Below are 15391 nucleotides of genomic sequence, written 5' to 3'. Positions count from 1 at the left end.
CGTTTCCGCCGCGGTGCTTCAATGCCGCGCGTGAAACGGGAGGGACGATGGCGGACGCGAGCGGTGTGACCGGCAGGGGGCCGGAGTTCGGCTGGCTGGACCTGCCCGACGGTGCGCGCCTGCGCACCGCCCATTGGCCGGCGTCCGGCGCCGTGCGCGGCACGTTCGTCCTCCTCACCGGCCGCGCCGAGTTCATTGAGAAGTACGAGGAGACCGCGGGCACGCTGCTGGCTCGCGGCTTCGAGGTGTTCGCCATGGACTGGCGCAACCAGGGCCTCTCCACCCGACCGCGCCCGAACCCGCAGCGGCACCACGTCGAGGACTTCGCCGTCCTCGCCGACGACCTGGAGCGCTTCGTCGCCGGGGTCGTGGCGCCGAGGGCGCGCGGGCCGCTGGTGCTGCTGGCGCACTCCATGGGCGGGCTGGTGGCGACGCTGCACGCGGCGCGGCACCCGGAACGCTTCCACGCCGCCATCCTCTCCGCCCCCATGCACGGCATCAACCTGCGCGGCTTTCCGGTGTGGCTGGCGCGTTTCCTGGCGAACGCGGCCTGCGCGCTGGGCTTCGGGGGGTGCTACGCCTTCGGCCAGGGCGATTACGACCCGCGCGAGGCGGCGTTCGAGGGCAACGTCATCACCAGCGATCCGCGCCGCTACGCCGTCTTCCACGACGCCTACCGCGACCGGCCGGAACTGCGCGTCGGCGGCGTCAGCTTCGCCTGGCTGCGCGCCGCCTTCCGGGCGGCCGACGCGGTGTGCGCGACCGAGCCGCTGGACCGCGTGCGCTACCCCGTGCTGCTGCTCAGCGCGCCGGGCGACCAGGTGGTCGATTCGGCGGCGCAGCGCGCGGTGGCCAGGCGCTGGCCGAGCTGCGAACTGGCCGAGTACGCGCAGGCCCGCCATGAAGTGTTGATGGAGTGCGATGCGATCCGCGACCGCGTGTGGGCGGACATCGACGCCTTCCTCGTCCGCCATTCCCTGTAGAGTGTGCCATGCCCGATTTCTGGAGAAGCTCCGGCTATCACCTGCTGACCCGCGACGCCGAGGGGAGGCTGGAGGTCACCGACGACTTCCTGCGCGCCTACCTGCTGCGCCCGGAGATGCAGCCGCCGCCCGAGGCCTGCGCCAACGAGGTCGCCCTTTACAATGGTCTCCTGGAGGAGCCGCGCCGCCGGGTCGCCGACTCTGAGGTGGCGGCGCTCGCCGACGCCGACGCGCGCGAGAACTTCCAGGTCTGGCTGGGCTTCCGCGACCGCCTTCTGGCCGCCGGCACGCTGGAGGGCTGCTACCTGCGCCTGTTCCGCGAAGGGGCGCGCGGCGTGCCGGGGCTGTTCATCGACCAGCTGGTGCACGCGATCCTGCGCGGCGTGCTGGACGAGACTCCGTCCGGCCTGCGGGCACGGGCAGGGGAGCTGTTCTTCCGCGCCCAGACGGTGTCGCTGGACGACGGCCGGGTGCGGCTGGCCGATTCCGAGACGGTCGCCATGCACGCCGCCACCGGCGGCTTCGGCAACCTCGGCCGGCTGGTGGTCGAGGCCGGCACGGCGCCGCGCTCGGTGGAGCTGGACGTGCTCGACGAGCGCTCGCACGCCAATTACTGGGGCCGCGACGAAAAGTACGACACGGTGCTCGATGTCACCTTCGGCGCCGCCGGACTGGATGCGCTGTGCCGCCTGCTGGAGCGGTGGGTGGCGCATTTCCTGGGCGTGACGGTCGCCGTCCACCCGGTGCAGACCATCCGCGACGAGCGCTGGGTCTGGCACGTTGGGCTGGACGCCGAGGCGACGGCGATCCTCAACGACCTCTACAACGGGGCCGAGGTCGACGAGGACCGGCTCGCCCGGATCCTGGCGCTGTTCCGGCTGGAGTTCGCCGACCCCGCCGCCATGCGCCCGGACCTCGCCGGCCGGCCGGTGTACCTGGCCATGGCGATGGCGCCGGACCGCACGCTGCGGCTCAAGCCGCAGAACCTGCTGGTGAACTTGCCGCTGGCATCAATTTCCTGACGCGCTTTTGCCCCCACCCCGGCCTCCCCCGCTGCGCAGGGGAGGGTGCCTTGATCCCCCTCCCCTGCGCAGCGGGGGAGGGGTCAGGGGTGGGGGCAAGAGTCACGCGGCGACCAACATCCCCACGCCCATCGCCTCGGCGATCACGTCCATGTCGTGGTCGCTCACCTCGAACAGCCCGAAGCGCAGCTGGTAGCCCCAGTTCCGCCCGCCGGCCGCGAAGTCCAGCGCCCCCAGCAGCGGCCGGATCGGCGCCTCGCGGGCGTCGTTCCAGGCCACGTCGCGGCGGAACGGGTGGAAGCCGCCGCCCATGTCGGCTTGGTAGACCTCGCCCGCCTTCACCACGCCCACCGCCGTGAAGGCCTGCAGCGTGTCGCCGCCGCGGAAGGTGCCTGTCGGCGAGTAGTAGGCCACCCGGTCCCCCGGCCGCAGGCGGCGCAGCGGCGCCGCCTTGCCGTGGCAGACCTGCATGAACCCGCCGGCGCGGCCGATGCGCACGTGCTCGGCCGAGGCGACGGCGATCCAGGCCCGCGCGCTCATTGCTCCCCCGGGGCGTAGACGCGCAGGCGGTGCCCGTCGGGGTCGAGCGCGGTGAAGGTGTGGCCGAACTCCATGGCCGTCGGCTCCTGCGCGATGCGCAGGCCGCGCCGGCTCCAGTCGGCGTGCGTGGCGCCCACGGCGTCGGCATCGGCCACGGCGAACACCAGTTCGCCGCCGCCCACCGTTCCGGTCGCCGCCGGCTGCACCGTGTGCCGCGTCCACAGGCCCAGCTTGAAGCCCGAGGACAGCACGAACATGGCGAAGCCCGGCGAGGATTCGACCGGCTGAGTGCCCAGCAGCTCGGCGTAGAAGGCGGCGCTGGTCGGGGCGTCGGCGACGTAGAGGATGACGAAGTTCGGGTCGTGCATGGCGGTGTCCTCCGGTTGGTGTCTGGGGAGGATCCTAGACGCACCTGCTGACAGTTTCTGTCAGCATGGTGTCAGCGCTCCGCGATTCCCTCCGCCTCCCGCCACTCCTTCAGCAGGGCGTGCCGGCGCCGCGGGTAGCGGGTCTCGCTGACCTCCAGCGTGACGATGCGGTCGGTGCGGAAATGGCGGATCGCCTGGCGCAGCTCGCACCACGCCACCACCACGCGCACCCGGTCGAAGAAGCCGACCGCGAAGGGCCAGACGGTGCGCCGGCTCGCCGCGCCCGATGCGTCCCGGTAGGCGACGGTCAGCTTGCGCTCGGTCCGGATCGCCCGCCGGATGAGGGTGAGGCTGGAGTCGCCGGCCGCCATCGGCTCGCCGGGGCCAACCAGCAGCGTCGTGGCGTCGAGGGACTCGCGCAGGTCCGGCGGCAGCACCGCGGCGATGCGCGCCAGCGCGTTGCGTGCCGCGGACCCCAGCTGCGAATCCGCCCGGTCCGCCACCCAGCGCGCGCCCAGCACCAGCGCCTCGATCTCCTCTTCGGTGAACATCAGCGGCGGCATCAGGAAGCCGGGGCGCAGCAGGTAGCCCACCCCCGGCTCGCCGTCGATGCGCGCGCCCTGCGCCTGCAGCGCGGCGATGTCGCGGTACAGCGTGCGCAGGCTCACCCCCAGCTCGTCGGCGAGCGCGCGGCCGCTCACCGGCCGGCGGTGGCGGCGCAGGAGCTGGATGAGGTCGAGCAGGCGTTCGGCGCGGGCCACGGCGAGGTTCCGGAACAGGCGTGGGACATCATGCCACCTTCGGAGACTCAGGGTGCAAGCGTATAGCGGCCCGCGGGAGAGCGACGACGGAGCCGCGCCGGGCAACGGCCGGCCATAGGGGGACACGCCGATGCACGCCAAGACCATGAAGCCTTCTGCCGACCCGCGCTGGGACGCGGTCCGCTGGCAGGACGGGTTCGGAGTCGGTCATCCAGACATCGACGCCGACCACAAGCGGCTGTTCGAACTGTTCAACGAACTGGTCACCGCGGTGAACGGCAACCGCGCGGATTCGGAGATCGAAGGCGTCCTGGTGGAACTGTTGGAGTACACCGACAGCCACTTCGACCGCGAGGAACGGCTGATGCGCGAGCACGGCTACCCGGACTTCGCCGTCCACAAGACCATGCACGACACCTTCGTGCGCCAGATCCACGACGTGAACAACGCGCTGGACGCCGGCGGCGAGCAGGGGGCCTACGTGCTGGGCTTCCTCGGCAAGTGGCTGCTGGGCCATATCCTCGGAGTCGATAAGAAGCTCGGCGCCTTCCTGCGCGAGCGCGGCGTCCCGGAATAAGCCATCCACCGATCGGGGCACCCGCGGGGAGAGTCCCCCGCGGCACCCCGCTTTCCCCCGCGCGACGCCCGTCCGCGCGGCTTTCGGCGTGCCTGCGCTGCACTAGATCTGGTGTTCCCCACAGGGCCGGGGAACCTTGGAAAACTATGCACGTTGTTCACAGGCACACCATATCCTGGGGATAAGTCGGCACCGCCCCCTAGTGCTTGTTGACCGACTAGTCGTTCGTGGTAGGGTGCGCACACCACACATCATCTGGTGTCGGGCGGCGGATTTCTGCGTGCCTGCGCCACGGGGAAGGGAGCTCGAGGAGTACCATGCGGATCCAGCGACGTTTCACGAGCGAAGGTCAGGACGCGTACGCCAGCATCGGCTTCCGCCGCACCGGCAGTGAGATCCGCAACCCCGATGGATCGGTGGTCTTCTCGCAGCAGGACATCGAGGTGCCGGAGGGCATGAGCCAGGTCGCCTCCGACATCCTGGCCCAGAAGTACTTCCGCAAGGCCGGCGTCCCGGCCGCCCTCAAGGCCGTCGAGGAGAACACCGTTCCCTCCTGGCTGTGGCGCAAGGAGGCCGACGAGGCCGCGCTCGCGAATCTCCCGAAGGAGAAGCGCGCCGTCGGCGAGACCTCGGCCAAGCAGGTCTTCGACCGTCTGGCCGGCACCTGGACCTACTGGGGCTGGAAGGGCGGCTACTTCGACTCGGAGGGCGACGCCCGCGCCTTCTTCGACGAGATGCGCTTCATGCTGGCCGCCCAGATGGCGGCGCCGAACAGCCCGCAGTGGTTCAACACCGGCCTGCACTGGGCCTACGGCATCGACGGCCCGAGCCAGGGCCACTTCTACGTCGACTTCAAGACCGGCCTGCTGACCTCCTCGGCCTCGGCCTACGAGCACCCGCAGCCGCACGCCTGCTTCATCCAGTCGGTCGCCGACGACCTCGTCAACGAGGGCGGCATCATGGACCTGTGGGTGCGCGAGGCGCGCCTGTTCAAGTACGGCTCGGGCACCGGCTCCAACTTCTCCCGCCTGCGCGGCGAGGGTGAGCGTCTGGCCGGCGGCGGCAAGTCGTCGGGCCTGATGAGCTTCCTGAAGATCGGCGACCGCGCGGCGGGCGCCATCAAGTCGGGCGGCACCACCCGCCGCGCCGCCAAGATGGTCACCGTCGACCTCGACCACCCGGACATCGAGGCGTACATCGACTGGAAGGCGGTCGAGGAGCAGAAGGTGGCCGCGCTGGTCGCCGGCTCGAAGATCTGCCAGCACCACCTATCGCTGGTGATGTCGGCCTGCCAGAACGGCACCGACCCGAAGGAGAACAAGGAACTCAAGCGCGCGATCATCGCCGCCCGCAAGGTGCAGATCCCGGAGAACTACATCCAGCGCGTGATGCAGTTCGCCAGCCAGGGCTACACGCACATCGACTTCAAGACCTACGACACCGACTGGGATTCGGAGGCCTACCTGACGGTGGCCGGCCAGAACTCCAACAACTCGGTGCGCGTGTCGGACAAGTTCATCCAGGCCGTGCTGGACGACAGCGCCTGGGACCTGATCGGCCGCACCAACGGCAAGGTCGTCAAGACGCTGCGCGCCCGCGACCTGTGGGACAAGATCGGCCACGCCGCGTGGGCCTGCGCGGATCCCGGCGTGCAGTTCGACACCACCATCAACGACTGGCACACCTGCCCGGCGTCGGGGCGCATCAACGCGTCGAACCCGTGCTCTGAGTACATGTTCCTCGACGACACGGCCTGCAACCTGGCGTCGCTGAACCTGATGACGTTCCGCCGCACGGACGGCAGCTTCGACGTCGAGGCGTTCGAGCACGCCTGCCGCCTGTGGACCGTCGTGCTGGAAATCTCCGTGCTGATGGCGCAGTTCCCGTCGAAGGAGATCGCCCAGCTCTCCTACGAGTTCCGCACCCTCGGCCTCGGCTTCGCCAACCTCGGCGGCCTGCTGATGGCGTCGGGCCTGTCCTACGACTCGGACGAGGGCCGCGCGCTGTGCGCCGCCATCTCCGCCGTGATGACCGGCGTCGCCTACACCACCTCGGCCGAGATGGCGCAGGAGCTGGGCCCGTTCCCGGCCTTCGAGACCAACCGCGAGCACATGCTGCGCGTCATCCGCAACCACCGCCGCGCCGCCTACGGCGAGTCGGAGGGCTATGAGGGCCTGTCGGTCAAGCCGGTGCCCTTCGTCGCCGACCTCTGCCCGGACGACGAGCTGGCCTTCGCCGCCCGCCGCGTGTGGGACGAGGCGCTGAGCCTCGGCGAGCAGCACGGCTACCGCAACGCCCAGGCCACCGTGGTCGCGCCCACGGGCACCATCGGCCTGGTGATGGACTGCGACACCACCGGCATCGAGCCGGACTTCGCCCTGGTGAAGTTCAAGAAGCTGGCCGGCGGCGGCTACTTCAAGATCGTCAACCGGCTGGTGCCGGAGGCGCTGGCGACGCTGGGCTACTCCGACGAGGAGATCGAGGAGATCGAGCGCTACGCGGTCGGCCACGGCACGCTGAAGGGCGCGCCGGGCGTCAACCACGAGAGCCTGCGCGCCAAGGGCTTCACCACCGAGGCGCTGACCAAGCTCGAGCTGACGCTGGGCACCGCCTTCGACATCAAGTTCGTCTTCAACAAGTGGACGCTGGGCGCGGAGTTCATCACCTCGGCGCTGGGCATCCCGGCGGAGCAGATCGACGCCCCCGGCTTCGACCTGCTGACCGCGCTGGGCTTCAGCCGCACCGACATCGAGGAGGCCAACACCTTCTGCTGCGGCGCCATGACGCTCGAGGGTGCGCCCTACCTGAAGGACGAGCACCTCGCGGTGTTCGACTGCGCTAACCCGTGCGGGCGCATCGGCAAGCGCTTCCTGTCGTGGGAGAGCCACATCACCATGATGGCGGCGGCGCAGCCCTTCATCTCCGGCGCCATCTCCAAGACCATCAACATGCCGAACTCGGCGACGGTGGAGGAGTGCAAGGACGCCTACCTGATGTCCTGGCGCCTCGGCCTGAAGGCGAACGCGCTGTACCGCGACGGCTCGAAGCTGAGCCAGCCGCTGTCGGCCGCGCTGGTCGAGGACGAGGAGGACGGCGTCGAGGCCATCGTCGAGGCGCCGAACGCCGCCCGCACCCAGATGGTGTCCGAGCGCATCGTCGAGAAGGTGATCGAGAAGATCGTCGAGCGGAAGATCGCCGACCGCCAGAAGCTGCCGCACCGCCGCAAGGGCTACACCCAGAAGGCGATGGTCGGCGGGCACAAGGTGTACCTGCGCACCGGCGAGTACGAGGACGGCCGTCTGGGCGAGATCTTCATCGACATGCACAAGGAAGGCGCCGCCTTCCGCTCGCTGATGAACAACTTCGCCATCGCGGTGTCCATCGGCCTGCAGTACGGCGTGCCGCTGGAGGAGTTCGTCGAGGCATTCACCTTCACCCGCTTCGAGCCGTCGGGCTCGGTGCAGGGCAACGACGCCATCAAGATGGCGACGTCGGTGATCGACTACCTGTTCCGCGAGCTGGCGATCTCCTACCTCGGTCGCAACGACCTGGCGCACGCCACGCCGGACGACTTGCTGCCCTTCACCGTGGGCACCGGCGACAAGCAGGCCGACCTGCCGGAAGCCGCGCAGGTGCAGCCGTCGGACATCGTCCGCCGCGTCGCCTCGACCGGCTACGTCCGCAACAACCTGCGCGTCCTCGACGGCGGGCAGGCGCAGCGGGCGGCGGCGGCGATGCAGATCGCCGCGCAGGCCGCCGTCGCCACCGCGGCGGCCACCGGCACCACCGGTGTGGCGCCGGTCAGCACCGCGACGGCGGTCGCCGCCTCGGCCACGGTGGCGGTCGGCACCGCGTACGGCGGCAGCTACTCGGACAACCGCTACGACCGCGTCCGCGAGGCCAAGGCCCGCGGCTACGAGGGCGATCCGTGCGGCGAATGCGGAAACATGACGCTGGTCCGCAACGGCACCTGCCTCAAGTGCGACACCTGCGGCTCGACCACGGGCTGCTCGTGACCGGCCGCCATCCCGGCCGATGAAGGAAAGGGGCGCTCCTCGGAGCGCCCCTTTTCTTTTGGGCACGCGCAACCGCCGGCGGAGCAGGTGTGCCGCCGAATACGGGAATAATCGTCTCGCGTTACAGCGCAGAGGTGCGCCACAGTCCCGGTGCGGACGGGGTGGTGGGTAGGCCACCACCCCCGCCGCCTATCGGAGGGACGAGGATGAAAGAGATCCTCACTCTCCTGATCCTGCTGTTGCAGGTGATCAAGGCATTGCTTGATTATCTGAACCGCTAAGGATCGGGCATGGAGGGCAGGGGCCTAGCCTCCCCTGTCCTCCTAGCCACTAAGATAGAGCGGATCGGGCCTTTCTACAACCGCCCCCAAAGGCGTGGGAATTTGAGCCATCTTGCAAATGCGACTTAATCGCATTATCAAAGAGGCTCTCAGGGATCACGCCAGGGAGTCGGCCATGTGCGAGCGCTGCCAAGGGATCAGCCTGCCCATCCTCCGCCGCGACCGTCGCAAGCTGTGGGAGATTCCGCACAGTTACCATTGCGCTATCGTCGGCACCTGCTTCTCGCCCGAGGACATGGCGTGGCTGCGCCGCAAGCTGAAGCTGACGCTCGCCCCGGACGCCCGCGAGTACGACGTCCACCGCTACTTCGTCGAGCAGGCGGCCCAATCCGGGCCGGCGTCGCGGCTGATGCACAAGCGCCTGGACGAGAAGTTCTCCGGCGAGGTGCGCCGCTTCGCCCGCGAGACCGGCGAGGACGGCTGGCGCGGTCTGTGGGACCAGGCGCTGGCGGCCGGCAGCGTGGCGGCGGCGTTCTGGGCGCTGGTCAGCCACGGCTGCGTGTCAGACGACCTGAAGCTGCGCGCCTACGCCGACGTGCACATGCTGTCGCACCTGATGGGCGGCGAGAACCGGCGCAGCCTGCGGGAGAACCAGGACCTCGGCCGGCGCTGCGCCGAGCTGGAAGGCCGGCTGGCCCGCACTGAACGCTCGGCGGCCGAGCGGCTGGCGGAGAAGGACGCGCGCATCCGCGAGCTTGAGATGGAACTGAGCCAGCGCCGCGCCGCCGTGCCGCTGCGGGCGCAACGGTCCGCCTCCGGTCCGCGCTCGGGGCGGTTGCTGCGCGAGGTGAACGCCTTGCGCCGGCGCGTGGCGGTCGAGCGGCTGCGCGCCCGCACCGCCGAGGCGGAGCTGGACCGGCTGCGGCGCCTGCTCGACGACGCGCCGCGGATGCAGCGGCAGGCCGGGACGGAATCGGAACCGGCCACCGCGCCGCGCGACCTCGGCGGGCAGGCGATCCTCTACGTCGGTGGGCGGCCCAGCCTGCTGCCGTTCCTGCGGGCGGCGGTGGAGTCGCGCAACGGCTGCCTGCTGCACCACGACGGCGGGTTCGAGCAGGCGACCCGCTGCCTGGAAGGGCTGGTCGAGCGCGCCGACGTGGTGGTGTGCCCGGTCGACTGCGTCAGCCACGACGCCTGCCTGCGCGTGAAGGGGCTCTGCCGCCGCCTCGACAAGCGGTTCCTGCCGGTGCGCAGCGCCGGGGCCACCACCTTCACCCGGGTGCTGGGGGTGCTCGGACGGACAGGCGATGCAACGCCCCTCGCCCCGGCCGGTTGATGCGCTGACACGATGGGGAAGAACACGACGGACAACCCGTGCGTCAAAGCCTGCTCGTTCGACGGCGAGGAGCTGTGCCGTGCCTGCTTCCGCACGCTCGAGGAGGCGCGGCATTGGAAGCGGCTGTCCGACGGCGAGAAGGAGGCGATCAACCGCCGCGTGGCCCCGCTGATGGCCGGCGGCGGCAAGGGCGGGCGCAAGCGGCTGCGCAAGCTCGACCGCAAGATCGCCAAGCTCGAGAGGAAGCTGGCGGCGCTGCGGGCGGAGCGGGAGGCCGCGGCGGGCGCGGCATGAGCGCACGCCTCCCAAAGGCCGGGTTGGACTGGCCCCGGAACACCGCTACGGTCGCGCTCACGTTTCGGCCATTGTCTCACCACGAAATTCAGGAGAGTGTCCATGGAAGGGCGCAAGGTTCCTTCGGTCGTCTTCAAGACCCGGGTGCGTGACGAGAGCGTCGGCGGCCCGAACCCGTTCCGCTGGCAGGACGTCACCAGCGACGACCTGTTCGCCGGCAAGCGCGTGGTGGTGTTCTCGCTGCCCGGCGCCTTCACCCCCACCTGCTCCAACGAGCAGTGCCCGGCGTTCGAGCGGCTGTACGACGAGTTCCGCGGCCTGGGCGTCGACGAGATCTACTGCCTCAGCGTCAACGACGCCTTCGTCATGTTCCAGTGGGGCAAGAGCCTGAACCTGAGCAAGGTGAAGCTGATCCCCGACGGCTCGGGCCACTTCACCCGCCGCATGGGCATGCTGATCAACAAGGACCACGTCGGCTTCGGCATGCGCTCCTGGCGCTACGCCATGGTCGTCAACGACGGCGTCGTCGAGAAGTGGTTCGAGGAGCCGGGCATCAACGACGAGGGCAAGAACGGCGACCCGTACGGCGAGTCGTCGCCCGAAAACGTGCTGACCTACCTCAAGAGCCGCTAACCGCCGGGCATCCGGCGCTGGGCCTGCCGCAGCGGCAGGCCCAGCTGCTCGCCGGCGCGGGTGCGGGCGGAATCGACCCGGCGCATCACCGGCGTCACCGTCGTCCCGTGCACGACGATCGACACCAGCACGATGAAGCCCACCACCGCCCACAGCCGGTCCGGCTGCGGGAAGTTCGCCTGGTTCAGCGCGTAGGCGAGGTAGTAGAAGGATCCCAGCCCGCGGATCCCGAAGAAGCCGATCACTGCCTGCTCGTGCCGCGGCATGCCCGTCCCCAGCAGCCCGACGAAGCCCGCCGCCGGCCGCACCGCGAACAGGATGAGCGCCGCGATCAGCGCGTCGGTCCAGCTCAGCGGCTCCAGCAGCCCGCGCGCCAGCGCGCCGCCGAACAGCACCAGCAGCGCCATCATCAGCAGCCGTTCGGTCTGCTCGACGAAGTCGTGCAGCTTCTCGTGGTAGTGGTGCGAGCGCTCCTCGTGGCGCAGCGCCACCGCGGCGACGAACACGGCGAGGAAGCCGTAGCCGTGCGCCATCTCGGTCGCTCCGTAGGCGACCAGCGTGATGCCCAGCGACACGAAGCCGTCGCCGCTGCTCGACAGCCGCGCCCGGTTCGGCACGCGGAAGGTCAGGAAGCCCAGCGCCTTGCCGACCAGCCAGCCGACGCCGACGCCGGCGAGCAGCTTCCACACCACGTCGATGCCGAACCACTCCACCGTCCACGTGCCCGGCTCCGGTCCGGAGGCGAGCGCCATGGCGACGGCCAGATGCACGAAGGGGAAGGCCAGCCCGTCGTTCAGCCCCGCCTCGGAGGTCAGGCTGAAGCGCACCTCGTCCTCCTCGCCGGAGCGTGGCGGGCCGACCTGCACGTCCGACGCCAGCACCGGATCGGTCGGCGCCAGCACCGCGCCCAGCAGCACCGCCTCCGCCGCCGGCAGCTCCAGCCCCCACCAGCCGGTCAGCGCGATGGCGGCGATCGACAGCGGCATGGTGATGCCGAGCAGCCGCCACGTGACCATCCACGAGCGCCAGCCGAGCGGCCGGTCGAGCTTCAGCCCGGCCCCCATCAGCGCGACGATGACGATCAGTTCGGTCAGCCGCTCGGTCGCCAGCGGGTATTCCAGCGGGTCGGGGAACTTGAGGATCGGGATCTGGAACAGCCCGAAGCCGAACAGCACGCAGACGATCGGCAGCGACAGCGGCAGCTCCTTCAGCACCATCGGCAGCCACGCCACCAGCAGGATCAGCAGGCCGATGCAGACCAGCGCCGCGATGTAGGAATCCATGAAGCACGCTCTCCCCCGCCGCCGGATTCGGCGGCCCCCCGGGAAGAGAACGCACGGATCAGCCGTTCGGGTGCATCCCGGCGTCAGCCGCCGTGCTTTCCGTGATGCCCGAAGCGCAACGGCGGGATCCTTCTGTTCGATGGCGCCCGGGTGGATCGCGGCCACGGCGAGCGCGTATGATCCGGATCATGAGGCGGGGGCAAGGACATGCGGGACACGGCGGCGTGGGTTGGGCTGGTGGCGCCCGGGCGGCTGACGCGGCGGCGGCTGTCGGCCGGGGAGGCCCTGTTCCACCAGGGCGACCCGGCGACCGCGGTGTACGTCGTGGACAGCGGCCGCATCCGGCTGGTCCGCCATCTCGAGGATGGAACGTCGGTGGCGGTGCATGCGGCCGCCGCCGGCGAGTCCTGCGCCGAGGCGGCGCTGTGGGCCGAGGCCTATCATTGCGACGCGGTCGCCGAGGCGCCGTCGGAGGTCACCGTGGTGCCCAAGGCGGACCTGCTCGCGGCGCTCGGCGCCGATCCGGGGGCGGCCCTGGACTTCGCCCGGGCCCTGGCGGGGCAGGTGCGCGACCTGCGCGCGCGGCTGGAGCTGCGCAACATCCGCTCGGCGCCGGAGCGCGTCCTGGCATGGCTGCGCCTGCGCGCCAGGGGCACGCCGGCCGTGGTGGCGCTCGACCGGCCGTGGACCGAGATCTCCGCCGAGATCGGCCTAGCGCGCGAGGTGATCTACCGCACGCTGGCCAAGCTGGAGCGTGACGGGCGGCTGCGCCGGGAGGAGGGGCGCATCACGCTGACCGGGAATTGAGCGTCGCGGCGCTTGTCCGCCGCCGTCGGCCCCCCAACATGGGCAAGGCACCCCGCACGAGGACCATCCCGATGCCGTTCCGCCGCTCCTTCGCCGCGCTGTTCCTCGCCGCCCTGCTGGCGCTTCCGGCCGTCCCCCGCGCCGACGACGCCCACCCCGAACCCAACAGGCCCGAAGCGGCGAAGCCCGAACGCAGCGACAAGCCGGCGCCGTTCGAGGCGCAGCGCACCGTCACCCGCCACAACCGTGCCGGGCTGGCCTACACCGCGGTGACGGAGTTCCTGCCGGTGCGTGAGGGCGGCAAGGACGAGGTGCTGGCGCGGATCTTCACCACGACCTATACCCTCGACGGCGCGGACGCCGGCAAGCGGCCGGTCGCCTTCGTCTTCAACGGCGGCCCCGGCGCCGCGTCGGCCTATCTGCACCTCGGCGCGCTGGGCCCGCGCATCGTGCGCTTCAACGACGACGGCACGCTGCCGCGCCCGCCGGCGCCCATCATCGACAATCCGGATACCTGGCTGCGCTTCACCGACCTGGTGTTCATCGACCCGGTCGGCACCGGCTATAGCCGCGCGCTGAAGTCGGGCGACGACGCCGAGAAGCGCTTCTGGAAGCCGGACGCCGACGCCCGCACGCTCTCCGAGATCGTCCGCCTGTGGATCGCCCGCAACGACCGCTGGGCCTCGCCCAAGCTGCTGGTGGGGGAGAGCTACGGCGGCTTCCGCATCGCCAAGATGGCGCGCCACATGGTGCAGCCGGCCGGCATCGGGCTCAACGCGCTGATCATGGTGGCCCCGGCCATCGACTTCGGCACCATCAACGACGAGACCACCGGGCTGCTCACCGCGGCGTTCAAGCTGCCGGCCATGGCGGCCAGCGCCGCCGCGCACGGGCTGGGGCAGGGCGGCGATCCCGCGGCGGCGGCGACCCAGGCGGAACGCTATGCGCTGACCAACTATCTGGCCGGGCTGGCGACGCTGGACGTCGGCAAGCTCGACGCCTCGGCGCCGCTGTTCGGCGAGGTGGCGCGGCTGACCGGCCTGCCGGTGGAGCTGGTGGCCCGCCACCGCGGGCGGGTGCCGGCGGGGGTGTTCGCGCGCGAGCTGCTGCGCGGGCAGGGGCGCGTCGTCAGCCTCTACGACGGCAGCTTCAGCGGGCCCGACCCCGATCCGGGCGCGTCGCGCGTCCGCGAGGACCCGTTCCTCACCGGCACGCAGCAGGTCTACGCCACCGCCTTCGCCACCTACGTGCAGCAGGAGCTGAACTTCCGCACCGAGCTGCCGTTCCACCTGCTGAGCAGCGCCGTCAACCGCGGCTGGGAGTGGCCGCGCGAGGCGCATCCCAGCGCGCTGCAGGATCTGCAGCAGGCGCTCACCCTGACGCCCAACCTGCACCTGATGATCGCGCACGGTCGCAACGACATGGTGACGCCATACCTCGGCTCGCGCTGGCTGGCGGCGCAGCTGGAGCTGCCGGCCGCGGAGCGCGGGCGCGTCCGCGTGCCGGTCTACGACGGCGGCCACATGATGTACACGCTGCCCGGGCCGCGCGCCCGGCTGGCCGAGGACGCCCGCGCGCTGCTCGACGACGCGCTGCGCTGAGGCTATCGTCACCGCACACAAGACCAGGAGGGTTTATCCATGTCCGGACGCATCGAGGCGCGCCTCAAGGAACTGGGGATCGAGCTGCCGCAGCCGGCGGCGCCGGTGGCCGCCTACGTGCCGACCACGCAGGCCGGCAAGATCCTGTTCGTCTCCGGCCAGGTGACGGTGTGGAACGGCGAGCGCAAGTTCCTCGGCAAGCTCGGCCAGGAGTTCTCGGTGGAGGAGGGCAAGCAGGCGGCCCGCCTGTGCGGCCTCAACATCATCGCCCAGGTCAAGGCGGCCTGCGGCGGCAACCTCGACCGCGTGGCCAGCTGCCTGAAGCTGGGCGGCTTCGTCGCCTGCGGCCCGGATTTCCACGACCACCCGGCGGTGATCAACGGCGCGTCCGAGCTGATGGTCGAGGTGTTCGGCGACGCCGGCCGGCACGCCCGCTTCGCCGTCGGCGCCCCGTCGCTGCCGCTGAACGTCGCCGTCGAGGTCGAGGCGGTGTTCGAGCTGGTGTGAGGACGCGTCGCCGCGCTTTGCAAGTTGCGACGCGATTCGGTCGTTCCGGTCGGTGCGCGCCCGCGCGCCGGCCGGTCCGCGCGGCCTGAAAGCACGCCCGCATCTCATCCGGTCGTCCTAACTCGACTGGCATAAGGTTTGCGTACGAACGCATAGGTCAGTATGCGTCGCGGGCGAGCACCATGAAGAACACTCCATCCGATCCGTCGCGGAACGTCAGCCCCTACCTGCTGAAGCGCCTGCGGAGCGTGGAGGAGGCCATGGCGGAGGTCCAGGACCACTCGCTGCGCAGCAGCCTGCGCCGGCGGCGCGATGATCTGGCCAAGCGGGTCGGGCAGGATACGGTGGACGAGCCCGTGGACGCGTGAGGCGGCTCCGGCCG

General features: G+C 70.7%; 15 protein-coding genes. 11 read left to right on the top strand and 4 right to left on the bottom strand.

Annotated features, from left to right (window positions below):
• Window positions 1-47: 47 nt before the first annotated feature.
• Both ACRWK7_RS07325 and ACRWK7_RS07320 read left to right on the top strand, forming a co-directional pair.
• Window positions 48-983 carry an alpha/beta fold hydrolase gene (locus ACRWK7_RS07325; RefSeq protein WP_431855540.1) on the top strand — a complete coding sequence of 312 codons (936 nt, stop codon included), beginning with the start codon at window positions 48-50 and terminating at the stop codon, window positions 981-983.
• A gap of 8 nt (window positions 984-991) precedes the next feature.
• Complete coding sequence (locus ACRWK7_RS07320; RefSeq protein ID WP_431855539.1) at window positions 992-2005, top strand: DUF6352 family protein; 1014 nt, start codon at window positions 992-994, stop codon at window positions 2003-2005.
• 102 nt (window positions 2006-2107) lie between these two features.
• Here ACRWK7_RS07320 and ACRWK7_RS07315 read toward each other — a convergent pair whose 3' ends face one another.
• The 3 genes from ACRWK7_RS07315 to ACRWK7_RS07305 all read right to left on the bottom strand — a co-directional run bounded on the left by ACRWK7_RS07315 (window position 2108) and on the right by ACRWK7_RS07305 (window position 3674).
• Window positions 2108-2545, bottom strand: coding sequence for an EVE domain-containing protein (locus tag ACRWK7_RS07315; RefSeq protein WP_431855538.1), 438 nt, complete (start codon window positions 2543-2545; stop codon window positions 2108-2110).
• Window positions 2542-2913 carry a VOC family protein gene (locus tag ACRWK7_RS07310; protein ID WP_431855537.1) on the bottom strand — a complete coding sequence of 124 codons (372 nt, stop codon included), beginning with the start codon at window positions 2911-2913 and terminating at the stop codon, window positions 2542-2544. The genes ACRWK7_RS07315 and ACRWK7_RS07310 overlap by 4 nt, the downstream gene beginning before the upstream one ends.
• 71 nt (window positions 2914-2984) lie before the next feature.
• A complete protein-coding gene (locus ACRWK7_RS07305; protein WP_431855536.1) occupies window positions 2985-3674 on the bottom strand; it encodes a helix-turn-helix transcriptional regulator in 690 nt (229 codons plus the stop codon).
• Between the two features lie 130 nt (window positions 3675-3804).
• Between ACRWK7_RS07305 and ACRWK7_RS07300 the strand changes: the two genes are divergently transcribed.
• The 5 genes from ACRWK7_RS07300 to ACRWK7_RS07280 all read left to right on the top strand — a co-directional run bounded on the left by ACRWK7_RS07300 (window position 3805) and on the right by ACRWK7_RS07280 (window position 10811).
• Complete coding sequence (locus ACRWK7_RS07300; RefSeq protein WP_431855535.1) at window positions 3805-4251, top strand: bacteriohemerythrin; 447 nt, start codon at window positions 3805-3807, stop codon at window positions 4249-4251.
• 317 nt (window positions 4252-4568) lie between these two features.
• Complete coding sequence (locus ACRWK7_RS07295; RefSeq protein ID WP_431855534.1) at window positions 4569-8267, top strand: vitamin B12-dependent ribonucleotide reductase; 3699 nt, start codon at window positions 4569-4571, stop codon at window positions 8265-8267.
• Window positions 8268-8723: 456 nt separating this feature from the next.
• A complete protein-coding gene (locus tag ACRWK7_RS07290) occupies window positions 8724-9884 on the top strand; it encodes a DUF2325 domain-containing protein (RefSeq protein ID WP_431855533.1) in 1161 nt (386 codons plus the stop codon).
• A gap of 12 nt (window positions 9885-9896) precedes the next feature.
• Window positions 9897-10178, top strand: a complete 282-nt coding sequence (locus ACRWK7_RS07285) for a DUF1289 domain-containing protein (RefSeq protein ID WP_431855532.1) — start codon at window positions 9897-9899, stop codon at window positions 10176-10178.
• A gap of 102 nt (window positions 10179-10280) precedes the next feature.
• Complete coding sequence (locus ACRWK7_RS07280) at window positions 10281-10811, top strand: peroxiredoxin (protein ID WP_431855531.1); 531 nt, start codon at window positions 10281-10283, stop codon at window positions 10809-10811.
• On the opposite strand, the gene ACRWK7_RS07275 is transcribed toward ACRWK7_RS07280, so the two are convergent.
• Complete coding sequence (locus ACRWK7_RS07275; RefSeq protein WP_431855530.1) at window positions 10808-12094, bottom strand: cation:proton antiporter; 1287 nt, start codon at window positions 12092-12094, stop codon at window positions 10808-10810. The genes ACRWK7_RS07280 and ACRWK7_RS07275 overlap by 4 nt on opposite strands.
• Window positions 12095-12301: 207 nt before the next feature.
• Between ACRWK7_RS07275 and ACRWK7_RS07270 the strand changes: the two genes are divergently transcribed.
• The 4 genes from ACRWK7_RS07270 to ACRWK7_RS07255 all read left to right on the top strand — a co-directional run bounded on the left by ACRWK7_RS07270 (window position 12302) and on the right by ACRWK7_RS07255 (window position 15377).
• Window positions 12302-12901: a Crp/Fnr family transcriptional regulator gene (locus tag ACRWK7_RS07270; RefSeq protein ID WP_431855529.1), complete on the top strand. Its 600-nt coding sequence runs from the start codon at window positions 12302-12304 to the stop codon at window positions 12899-12901.
• A 71-nt stretch (window positions 12902-12972) separates the two neighbouring features.
• Window positions 12973-14502: a S10 family peptidase gene (locus tag ACRWK7_RS07265; protein WP_431855528.1), complete on the top strand. Its 1530-nt coding sequence runs from the start codon at window positions 12973-12975 to the stop codon at window positions 14500-14502.
• Between the two features lie 39 nt (window positions 14503-14541).
• Complete coding sequence (locus ACRWK7_RS07260) at window positions 14542-15009, top strand: RidA family protein (protein ID WP_109118721.1); 468 nt, start codon at window positions 14542-14544, stop codon at window positions 15007-15009.
• A 182-nt stretch (window positions 15010-15191) separates the two neighbouring features.
• A complete protein-coding gene (locus ACRWK7_RS07255) occupies window positions 15192-15377 on the top strand; it encodes a hypothetical protein (RefSeq protein ID WP_431855527.1) in 186 nt (61 codons plus the stop codon).
• The last annotated feature ends 14 nt before the right edge of the window (window positions 15378-15391 follow it).

The sequence above is a fragment of the Azospirillum sp. genome, assembly GCF_050789165.1.
Note: the sequence above shows the minus strand (reverse complement) of the source record. Positions and strands in the feature narration are given on the sequence as shown.

What these genes read in the sequence shown, in the direction of transcription:
- ACRWK7_RS07325 (WP_431855540.1), top strand. Translation starts at nt 48, where the DNA reads ATGGCGGACGCGAGCGGTGTGACCGGCAGGGGGCCGGAGTTCGGCTGG.
- ACRWK7_RS07320 (WP_431855539.1), top strand. Translation starts at nt 992, where the DNA reads ATGCCCGATTTCTGGAGAAGCTCCGGCTATCACCTGCTGACCCGCGAC.
- ACRWK7_RS07315 (WP_431855538.1), bottom strand. Translation starts at nt 2,545, where the DNA reads ATGAGCGCGCGGGCCTGGATCGCCGTCGCCTCGGCCGAGCACGTGCGC.
- ACRWK7_RS07310 (WP_431855537.1), bottom strand. Translation starts at nt 2,913, where the DNA reads ATGCACGACCCGAACTTCGTCATCCTCTACGTCGCCGACGCCCCGACC.
- ACRWK7_RS07300 (WP_431855535.1), top strand. Translation starts at nt 3,805, where the DNA reads ATGCACGCCAAGACCATGAAGCCTTCTGCCGACCCGCGCTGGGACGCG.
- ACRWK7_RS07295 (WP_431855534.1), top strand. Translation starts at nt 4,569, where the DNA reads ATGCGGATCCAGCGACGTTTCACGAGCGAAGGTCAGGACGCGTACGCC.
- ACRWK7_RS07290 (WP_431855533.1), top strand. Translation starts at nt 8,724, where the DNA reads ATGTGCGAGCGCTGCCAAGGGATCAGCCTGCCCATCCTCCGCCGCGAC.
- ACRWK7_RS07285 (WP_431855532.1), top strand. Translation starts at nt 9,897, where the DNA reads ATGGGGAAGAACACGACGGACAACCCGTGCGTCAAAGCCTGCTCGTTC.
- ACRWK7_RS07280 (WP_431855531.1), top strand. Translation starts at nt 10,281, where the DNA reads ATGGAAGGGCGCAAGGTTCCTTCGGTCGTCTTCAAGACCCGGGTGCGT.
- ACRWK7_RS07275 (WP_431855530.1), bottom strand. Translation starts at nt 12,094, where the DNA reads ATGGATTCCTACATCGCGGCGCTGGTCTGCATCGGCCTGCTGATCCTG.
- ACRWK7_RS07270 (WP_431855529.1), top strand. Translation starts at nt 12,302, where the DNA reads ATGCGGGACACGGCGGCGTGGGTTGGGCTGGTGGCGCCCGGGCGGCTG.
- ACRWK7_RS07265 (WP_431855528.1), top strand. Translation starts at nt 12,973, where the DNA reads ATGCCGTTCCGCCGCTCCTTCGCCGCGCTGTTCCTCGCCGCCCTGCTG.
- ACRWK7_RS07260 (WP_109118721.1), top strand. Translation starts at nt 14,542, where the DNA reads ATGTCCGGACGCATCGAGGCGCGCCTCAAGGAACTGGGGATCGAGCTG.
- ACRWK7_RS07255 (WP_431855527.1), top strand. Translation starts at nt 15,192, where the DNA reads ATGAAGAACACTCCATCCGATCCGTCGCGGAACGTCAGCCCCTACCTG.